The organism is Phormidium sp. CCY1219 (assembly GCF_035615515.1).
In the GTDB taxonomy this organism is placed as follows: domain Bacteria; phylum Cyanobacteriota; class Cyanobacteriia; order Cyanobacteriales; family Laspinemataceae; genus CCY1219.
Genome location: NZ_JAJENT010000678.1, coordinates 1 through 8,986, shown reverse-complemented (window position 1 = coordinate 8,986; position 8,986 = coordinate 1). Strand labels below are relative to the sequence as shown.

Sequence of the window (8,986 nt, the reverse complement as noted above, 5' to 3'; positions counted from 1 at the left end):
ACCCAGATCTCAAAGGTCTCGGCCCAGAAGCCCGCGCCGTACCGCCTAAGCGGTCGGCGTCGGGAGTACGTCACAATTGAACAACTTGCAATTGCTATATAAAAACGTAAGTGAGCAATCCCTGTCAGACCCTCGGTAGCTCTCAATTTTTGCAATGTTTTGTCAAAGATTTTTGGGGAGTGCCAGGTTATCGATTCCTACGGGTCAAACAAGCTAGCGGTTCGCGCTTCGCCCAGACTATCATTCCATTGGGCGGGAATGCTATAGTAGTAGGCTCCGCGATCGGGCAATCCTCAGGAATCGACGGGCATGGCAACGCTTAAGCGCACCCAGGACCGACTCATCCAATGTCCGCAGGAGGTTGACGAGGTTTCCACTGCGCTCAGCCTCCAGGGGAGTCCAGTTGATAGCCTTAACCTAGGGATATTAACCCTGAGCGAGGCGCGATTTCAATCGCCTGTCGCCATCGACTATGCACGGGAGGTTATATCCCACCAGATCCGGCTTGCAAAAGGCGATATTAATAAACCGCACGCCGAGAAGCCCCCTAAGATGCACAAGCTCGCGATCGCAAATCTTTAGGGAGAGCCTCTCTGCATTGGCTCCCAGAGTGCGCCTGGGAACCACTCATCAACCGCAGGGGTTAGCGATAATTGGTAAACTGCAACGCCACGGGCCAATCTTCTTGTTTCACCACTTGCATTGCGGTTTGCAGGTCATCTTTTGACTTACTCGACACCCGCACCACATCGCCTTGAATCGAAGCTTGAACCTTTTTTAATTCATCCCGAATCAGCTTGGTAATTTCTTTCCCTAGCTCTTTGCTGATGCCTTTTTTCAAGGCGATCGCTTGGCGCACGCGATTTCCGCTGGCAGATTCCACCTTTCCATAGTCAAATATTTTCAGGGATAGCTGGCGCTTTACGGCTTTTTGCTGCATGACGGAATGCACAGCCTGTAGGGTAAATTCACTATCGGTTTCAATAACAATTTTTTCTTCTTGGAGTTCCACCGAGGTGTTGGTATTTTTTAAGTCATAACGGCTGTTCAATTCGCGATTCGTTTGGTCGATCGCATTAACTAATTCTTGCCGATCGAAGTCGCTGACGATATCAAAGGAATAGGTAGAAGCCATAAATCCGAAATGATGGACGACGATGCGTACAGGATAAATAAAGATAACAGGCAATGGAATGAGGCTCGAGCCGAATCGAGTTGCGATCGCGATCGGGTTTAACGACCCACCTGCATCCTTGTTCCAAGGCAATTCACGCGGAGCGCAAACGGCGAATCAAAAATCCGCCACCACAAAGACGATCGCTGGCGATGCTGCTATTCGGGGTGGCACGCCGATGACCCTTGCCATCAGCACTGCGCTGACCAAAACCACCCCAACCCTTCTCAACTGAATGGTTGCGACGCTCACGGAGCGCTCAACCGATTGATTTGAGAGTGTCCGGTGGAAAATTGAGATTCCCCCGTGCCAAAATGAGGAAATAATTGTATCTCATTGCGCTCATTTTGTCCAGAGCATCAGCCAGAGATTGACCCTCAATCAAAATAGAATAAAGTCACCAGCTTGCGTTGCTCCTCTGCCTCCTGACAGGTTTGCAACAGGGTGTGACTATCGTGAAACGCAAAACAGATAAGCTGCTGACAGCGAGAGATAATTTCCAAATTGCACAGGGAACTTGCTTCTGCCAAAGACATGGGGTCATTGGTGGGATTTTCCACCAAATGAATCACCTTTTCGAGTTGCTTGCGCGATTCCCGGGGTTGGCGATTGAGACTTTGCGGCAAAATGACTGTCAGCATATTCGGATCGGCCCGCATCGCTCCTTTAATCGCCGCCGAATTAGTGCCTGTGGCCCCCGAAGTGATCAGCCGATTACCTTGTAAAACCAAGGCATAGCTCATCATTTCGATGAGGGTCTGATGGGTAATGGGAACGTGACGCGAACCCAACAGCGCAATTCGTTTCGAGCCAGTTTGCTGGATCGTAGCTAGTTCTTGCGCGAGAGTATCGATATTGGATGCGGTGTCTATTGATTGACTCAAAGACGCTACAGAATTAAACAGAACAACTTAGATATCTTAGCAAATAGAAGACACTTTAAATTATTTTGTCCCTCGAAACTGCGATCGCGGTAGCCACCCACCTGCAGGGATTGGGCAATGGGTAAGGTGTAGCGCCCTCTTTCGTGGCAGAAAAATCCGCTTGCCTTGAGGAATCCGGGGGAGTGTGGAGGGTGTGCGCAATTGCCGCCCTAGAAGCGGGCATCGGAAAGCGGATGGCGGATAGGCAGGGTAGGGACTGGTGCACAAAAGGGTGGACATTGACTGGAGATCGCCACCAAAGCGGAAATCGCGATCGCCTAGCCAGGCCCACCCTACAGACCAATTTTCCCTATCTACAGTCATAGCGTATTTCGCGCATAGGGTTTCAGTTGCGTTAGGGCGTAGTGACAGCAGTTTCCAATCCCAGAGCAGCGATCGCGCCCTCGATTTGAAAATGCTGGGACATCAGCTTTCGCATGTATTCGACCTTAATCGGTTCTTGCAGGCGGACGTGACCCAAAGCATCTTCGATTGCTTCCACCGTAGTCAGGGTATCGAGATCCACCGACAACACGGGAACTTCCACTTCTTCAGCGCGAGTGATAATCAAAGGACTCGGGGGCACGTGACCGGTGAGGATCAAACATTGGGTAGAAGTTTCCAAAGCTGCCAATTGAATTTCGGTGCGATCGCCCCCAGTCACCACGGCCATATTTTGCCCTTCCGAGAAATATTTCAACGCCGAGTTGACATTCATCGCGCCAATTTTGAGGCTTTCCACCATCAAATCCAGGCGATCGCGACGACACAGAACCTCCGCATTGAGCCGCGAAGCGAGTTCGCCCACACTGACGCTGCGAAGCAACTGACTGCGGGGCATCATACCGAAAACGGGAATGCCCCGTTCTTCCAGGAAAGGGCGCGCCAGGGTTTCAGTTGCGCTCATTGACTCCGGAGGGATATCCGTCAACACCACTCCCAGCAAGCGATCGCCGAGGCGCTGTTTCACCCCCACCAGTTCCCCGACTTCCGTCAGCGAATGGAAGCGATCGACCAACAACACCGAGGCATCAATCTGTTGTGCCATTTGCGGCACGGACAGCTCGAATAATCGTCCGCTCTCCAGGGTGGCTCCTGCTTCCAGGATAATCAGCTCTCCCCCAAGATTCTGCAACGACTCCGCCAAAAGCGGCTTGTAATCGGTCCGGTCAAAGCCTTGCAAGCGTTTTTCCAGGGTTTCTGGCTCCAAAAAAAGCAGGGTTTGCCCCAAGCGGTTGGGCGGCAAATTTAACGTTTTACCTAAAAAACGGACATCTTCATCAATGCCATCCGCTTGAGAAGCGCTCACACAAGTGCCCAAAGGTTTTCCATAGGCAATATCAAGTCCTCTGAGCTGGAATTGTTGCGCCATGCCCAAGACAATAGAGGACTTACCGCTGTAAGCCTTGGTGGATCCAACCAATAAATATTTAGATGTTTGTTTTGCGGATAGTGGCACGCACTCACTCCCTAAAGTTTTTACTCGTTAGCGATTCAAAAATCGGGGACTGGGGGATTGCGTCAGGATGACACTGGATGAAGGAGTCAGTAAGGGTGGCTCCCAACTTCCTCAGATTCGTTCATCAAATGTTTCCTCAATTCCTCAGTCCCTAGTCCTTATTTTAGTCATCTCTCTGTAGCAATTTACGGTAGAACCCTTTGGAAAAATCCACCTTGTGATAGCGCTTATGAGTGATAATGACCTCGATGAGATGGTCGATGAACTCAAAATTTGCCATTGTCACTTCATAGCTGAGATCCGCATCGCCATCAAACTGGATGCGGCAACGGGTTAAGTCTGCAGGCAAAGAGGAAACGTGCCAGCTTGCCACAAAAGAAATGTCGTCGCCTCCTTCGATTTTGCGCTCTCCTTCCAAATTGCCCTGTCGATAGAGACTGATGGCTCTCGGTAACACGGCTCGCTTGTTTCCCTGGTAGTACGGCAGATAAACGCCTACTTCACGTTGCTCGGCTGGCTGAAGTCGATCTAGGTTAATCGCCATACTCACTGCTCCTTGATTTGCGATCTCGATTACGAAGTTTAGTGGACAAGTGTTCGCAATCCCCCCCGAGTGCTGGGTGATTCCGCTCCTCTCTAGGATGCCCCATTTCCGGCTTTAACCGGCGATTGGTTCTTTCTGTCAACCCCTCTGGCTATTTCACGAGGGGGTAAATCCAGCAACGGAACTGTGGCAAGTGGGACAACGGGATTGCCGCGACCAGTTTATCCCACCCCGACTCGCGCGATCGCCCTGGCAACCCTCTGCGGCTGAGTGGGAAAGAGAAATTGACCCATTTTTCCAGAAATATACCAATCTTGGATACAATAAAGCATCATTAGTCTCGAGTGAAGCCGGCAGCGATCGCCGCTCCTGACCCTAACCGTCGCTTCCTCCCCCTTTGCGGAGAAACGCCGATGTCGGTGCGATGGCTATCGCCCCCGCATCAGACCACCAAAGCACCCCCCAGGGGCGATCGCTTGCCATTGGTCAGCTCGAGCATGACGCACAAATATTGGTTTTTCAATCACGTTACCTATGCCAGCGAATTCCTGGCCTGAAAACAACTCCTTTCCGGAGTTCGAGCCTCTCAGTTCTATCTTGTCTGCCTGGTCTGATTCCGAGTCAGAAGCAGCAGAAGATGTTTATCGCGGCTACAAGGGTCGCAGACGCAAAGCTGCGGTTTTACTCGTGTTTGTCTGGAGTGGCACCGTTGCCCTTCATTTACTTTCCTTCGGTTCCTGGATCGTCTTGGGTTTCACCGGCGTGATGGGCATTCATGCCCTGCGAGTCTTACTGACCCGCCCCGCTGACGCTCCACCCCCTTTGTCGGAAGAAACGCGAGAACATTGGCCCCGGGTGTCCCTGCTGGTGGCGGCGAAAAATGAAGAAGCGGTGATCGCAAAGCTGATTGACATCCTGTGCAATCTGGATTACCCCAAAACTCTCTATGAGGTATGGGCGATCGACGATAACAGCAGCGATCGCACTCCCCAGGTGTTGGAGCGTCTGCAAAAAAAATACGACAATCTGAAGGTGTTTCGTCGCTCTGCTGACGCCACCGGGGGCAAATCCGGTGCCCTCAATCAGGTGTTACCCCTCACCTGCGGTGAAATTCTCGCCGTGTTCGATGCCGACGCTCAAGTGTCGCCGGATGTGCTGCGACGGGTATTGCCCGCCTTCCATCGCCCCCAAGTCGGGGCGGTGCAAATGCGAAAGGCGATCGCCAATCCCTCGGTTAATTTCTTGACGCGCGGTCAAATGGCTGAAATGGCTCTCGATAGCTATTTTCAACAACAGCGCACGGCCCTCGGCGGCATTGGAGAACTGCGCGGCAATGGCGAGTTTATCCGCCGTCACGCTTTAGAACGCTGCGGCGGCTTTAATGAAGAAACGATTACCGACGATCTCGATTTAACCCTTCGATTGCATCTCGATCGCTGGGACATTGAATTTCTCATGGTCCCGGTCCGGGAAGAAGGCGTTACCCAACCCTTGGCACTCTGGCATCAGCGCAACCGCTGGGGAGAAGGCGGCTACCAGCGCTATCTGGACTACTGGCGTCTGATTTTGAGCAATCGCATGGGCATTGGCAAAACTTGGGATATGTTCAATTTTTGGACGATCCAGTATTTCCTTCCCGCCGCCACTGTACCGGATTTGCTGATGGCGATCGCCCGCAACCGTCTGCCGGTGTTCGCGCCGATAACCAGTTTAGCGATCGCTTTGTCCCTGGTGGCCATGTTTGTGGGTTTGCGGCGCATCGAAACCAGCTCCTCGCGCCAATCGCGATCGCAACCAACTTCTAGTCGGTTCATCCATCTCCTCCAAACCCTACGCGGCACTGTTTACATGTTCCACTGGTTAGGTATCGTTGCCAGTATCGCCATCCGCATGTCGGTGCGACCTAAACGTCTGAAATGGGTCAAAACTCTCCATCAAGGAAGCTGACAATTTCACCCCTAACTACCACCCCCGAAGGCGAGAATTTGCAAATTCTCGCCTTCTGTCTTTTCACCCCCTCCCAGGAACTCTCCCTTGACTCGCGAGATTCATTCCTCCACCAATGCCTACGCCTTGGAAGGGCAAACCTCCTCGCACCATCACCCATTTCTCCTCAAACACCCTCTCTGAGCCCTCCCAGCCCTACTTCTCCCCAAAACTGCAAGGCATCAAAACTCTAATCCACCAAACGGATCCTCGCTCAAGTCCTCTCCCTCTTGCCTCTCGGCAGGTTGCTCGACTTCAGCTTGCTTCGGTAATTCTTCCTCGGATACCTCTGCCTCCCTCACCTGCATGGAAGGCGACGCCTCGCGGGTTGCTTCTTCCCTGTGCCAAGGGAGTGTATCCTCCGCGATCGGTGCCTCTTGTGCCGGTAGCGACGCAGAACCTTCGTTCTCCTCTGTCAGCTCAACGGTGGCAATATCCCAATCCTCCGGTAAAATCGCCACTTCTCCATTAAAAAACTCGGCAAATCGTTTCGCTGCTACCCGCGTTTCCTCAAAATCTCCCTCCCCCGATTCTTCACGGCTATCGGCTGGTGCTGCGGTTTGCTGCCTCGATGAAAGGGCAGATTTTTTAACCGGGTTGGACGGTTTTTCCCTCTCACCGGTCGCCTTTTGCATCCTCTGAACCGGGGGGGTGGCTGATGGCGGCGAGGCTCCCCTTCCGGCGCTGCGCTCCCTCGGGAGATCCACTGCCGGCCCAGAAGACCCTGAACTCCCAGAGAGATTTTCACCGCCTTTGGGGCCGGTTGTCGATTTCGCTTTCATCTGACTGGTCACTTCTAGGGTGACGTGAATTGGCCCATCGACCACTTGCTCAAAGGCGGTTTGCAGGGAGTCTACTCCTTTCTGAACCATCTGCAGCAAGGGTTGCGAACGAATGCCCACTCGCGCCTGCTGACCCGCGATCGCGATCAATTCTCCATGTTGCTTGAGTAACGCTTGGGTAGACCCCATTGCTACCCGCCCCACGACTTGTTGCCAAATGGCCTCGAGATCCGGCGCGGGACTCTCCTCGGTTTCCAGTGCTGTACTCGGTGGGGGAGGAGGGGAAGTGGCTGCCGGATCTTGCCCCCCCACTTCCCCCTCGGGAGGGCGCATCGGTGAGGGGTTCGGTTGCGCTACTGAGGATTCGGCAATCCCCCGATCCGGCACCGGGGTTGCAGGGCTGAGCGGTGGGCTTGCGGCTGGCACTGGGGCTGTCTGGGGCGATCGCGTCTTCGGCGCTGTTCTCGTCTTCGGCGTCGCTACGGTTCGGGCTTCTGTGTGAGCTTGAATCGCCGCTGGCAATAATCCCAATAATGTCACTTCCAACCACAACCGAGGTTGAGTGGTGTTTTTGATCTGCCCTTCGCAGGTGCGTAGGTGCTGCTGTCCGGCTAAAATCTGCCCGAGTTCCCACTCCTGCGCCGCAATGTCACACAGTTCTTCCCATGTGGGAGGCGTCAGGGCAACTAAATCCGCACGGCTGGGTGCGGTTTTGGCAATCAGTAAATCTCGGTAGAAGCTGGCAAGGTTTTGCAGCACGACCAAGGGTTCTCGCCCGCGATTCATCAGTTCTCGCGCATTGTCCAACACGCCTTCTCCATCATCTGCAGCAATGCTGTGCAACAACCGAATTAAATCTCGCTCCGGTACTGCCCCGACTAAATCCCACACCCGCTCTACGGTAACTTGCCCCTCTAGCAGGGAAAGCTGATCGAGCAAACTCTCCGCATCTCGCAGTCCCCCTTGGGCGATTTGCGCCACGGTTCGTACCGCTTCTTCGGCAATGTCGATATTTTCTTTCGCCGCAATTTGGGTTAAATGCTGCACCATTGCTTCTAACGGAATGCGCCGAAAATCGAATCTCTGACAGCGAGAAATAATGGTGGGTAATACTCGTTGCGGGTCGGTGGTCGCTAATACAAATACCACGCGATCGGGTGGCTCTTCTAAGGTTTTGAGAAGCGAATTGAATGCGGCGGTGCTGAGCATATGACACTCATCCACAATATAAACTTTTTGCCGACATTGTACGGGGGCAAATTGCGCTCTTTCAATGAGTTCTCGGATGTTGTCTACGCCGGTATTGCTCGCAGCGTCAATTTCAATTACATCTAAAGAGGAACCATTGGCGATCGCGCGGCAAACTTCGCATTTCCCGCAGGGCGCGTCTGTGGGGGCTGTACTGTTCAGGCAATTAAGGGATTTGGCCAAAATCCGGGCACTGGACGTTTTGCCGGTTCCTCTCGGTCCGGCAAACAAATACGCGGGTGCAATTCTATTTTGCCGAATGGCGTTGGTTAGGGTGGTGGCGATCGCATCTTGTCCCACCAAATCGGCAAAACTCTGGGGACGATATTTATGGTGCAGCGGTTCGTAGGGCATCAGTGGCGATAATTTAGCAAAAAACAACTTCCGTTTCACCCGCTTGCAGCATTTTGCTGTGTCAATCCAATCGGCGAAATGAGTCGGGGCAGCAATGGCTGCAAACTTTTATTGTTACTCACTCCTGTGCTTTGTTGCAAGCACTCCCTCTCCAGACCCCTTGCAAGCACTCCTTAATTTATTTTCCCTTCTTTGCCTGATTTACCTACAGTGGCACCTGCGCCACCCTCGGCTTATTGCAGATTGCCAATATCAAAAAAGTTATAGAAGTAGAGACAGGGGACAATTCCCGGCAAGGTCAGGATTTAAACAGTACGATACAGATCTCGGAAAAATGCAGCAGTTCAAAGCATCGAAGAACTTCACGCTGACTTGGGCGCTGAAATGGCCTCAGATTTCAACCCAGGGCAATCTGCGATCGGGGCAAGGATTTTAGGAAATATAGCAGTTCTCATATGGGTGAGGTAACGAATTTTTTACTTCGGAGGTGCAAGCGCGGTTGGGACTATTCGGCAG

The 8,986-nt window shown here is 52.7% G+C and carries 8 protein-coding genes; 3 read left to right on the top strand and 5 right to left on the bottom strand.

The window, feature by feature from the left end; all coding sequences use genetic code 11:
- Positions 1 to 643: 643 nt before the first annotated feature.
- Positions 644 to 1,135: a YajQ family cyclic di-GMP-binding protein gene (locus LKK83_RS19840; RefSeq protein ID WP_324633039.1), complete on the bottom strand. Its 492-nt coding sequence runs from the start codon at positions 1,133 to 1,135 to the stop codon at positions 644 to 646.
- 58 nt (positions 1,136 to 1,193) lie between these two features.
- On the opposite strand from LKK83_RS19840, the gene LKK83_RS19835 reads away from it, so the two are divergent.
- A complete protein-coding gene (locus tag LKK83_RS19835; protein ID WP_324633038.1) occupies positions 1,194 to 1,409 on the top strand; it encodes a hypothetical protein in 216 nt (71 codons plus the stop codon).
- Between the two features lie 142 nt (positions 1,410 to 1,551).
- Here the strand turns inward: LKK83_RS19835 and LKK83_RS19830 are convergent, their stop codons facing one another.
- The 3 genes from LKK83_RS19830 to ebsA all read right to left on the bottom strand — a co-directional run bounded on the left by LKK83_RS19830 (position 1,552) and on the right by ebsA (position 4,100).
- Complete coding sequence (locus LKK83_RS19830; RefSeq protein WP_324633037.1) at positions 1,552 to 2,058, bottom strand: DNA recombination-mediator protein A; 507 nt, start codon at positions 2,056 to 2,058, stop codon at positions 1,552 to 1,554.
- Positions 2,059 to 2,452: 394 nt separating this feature from the next.
- The gene (locus tag LKK83_RS19825; protein WP_324633035.1) at positions 2,453 to 3,556 is read right to left on the bottom strand and encodes a phosphotransacetylase family protein; all 1,104 of its coding nucleotides are present in this window, start codon (positions 3,554 to 3,556) and stop codon (positions 2,453 to 2,455) included.
- Positions 3,557 to 3,719: 163 nt separating this feature from the next.
- Positions 3,720 to 4,100: a type IV pilus biogenesis protein EbsA gene (gene ebsA, locus LKK83_RS19820; RefSeq protein ID WP_324633032.1), complete on the bottom strand. Its 381-nt coding sequence runs from the start codon at positions 4,098 to 4,100 to the stop codon at positions 3,720 to 3,722.
- A gap of 344 nt (positions 4,101 to 4,444) precedes the next feature.
- Between ebsA and LKK83_RS19815 the strand changes: the two genes are divergently transcribed.
- The gene (locus LKK83_RS19815) at positions 4,445 to 4,657 is read left to right on the top strand and encodes a hypothetical protein (protein WP_324633031.1); all 213 of its coding nucleotides are present in this window, start codon (positions 4,445 to 4,447) and stop codon (positions 4,655 to 4,657) included.
- The gene (locus tag LKK83_RS19810) at positions 4,635 to 6,047 is read left to right on the top strand and encodes a glycosyltransferase (RefSeq protein ID WP_324633029.1); all 1,413 of its coding nucleotides are present in this window, start codon (positions 4,635 to 4,637) and stop codon (positions 6,045 to 6,047) included. The genes LKK83_RS19815 and LKK83_RS19810 overlap by 23 nt, the downstream gene beginning before the upstream one ends.
- A 221-nt stretch (positions 6,048 to 6,268) precedes the next feature.
- On the opposite strand, the gene LKK83_RS19805 is transcribed toward LKK83_RS19810, so the two are convergent.
- Positions 6,269 to 8,470 (bottom strand): DNA polymerase III subunit gamma/tau, encoded by a 2,202-nt coding sequence (locus LKK83_RS19805; RefSeq protein WP_442957344.1) that lies wholly within the window; start codon positions 8,468 to 8,470, stop codon positions 6,269 to 6,271.
- Positions 8,471 to 8,986 lie beyond the last annotated feature (516 nt).

Coding starts and splice junctions, on each gene's coding strand:
- LKK83_RS19805 (WP_442957344.1), bottom strand. CDS start 8,470: ATGCCCTACGAACCGCTGCACCATAAATATCGTCCCCAGAGTTTTGCC.
- ebsA (WP_324633032.1), bottom strand. CDS start 4,100: ATGGCGATTAACCTAGATCGACTTCAGCCAGCCGAGCAACGTGAAGTA.
- LKK83_RS19810 (WP_324633029.1), top strand. CDS start 4,635: ATGCCAGCGAATTCCTGGCCTGAAAACAACTCCTTTCCGGAGTTCGAG.
- LKK83_RS19835 (WP_324633038.1), top strand. CDS start 1,194: ATGAGGCTCGAGCCGAATCGAGTTGCGATCGCGATCGGGTTTAACGAC.
- LKK83_RS19840 (WP_324633039.1), bottom strand. CDS start 1,135: ATGGCTTCTACCTATTCCTTTGATATCGTCAGCGACTTCGATCGGCAA.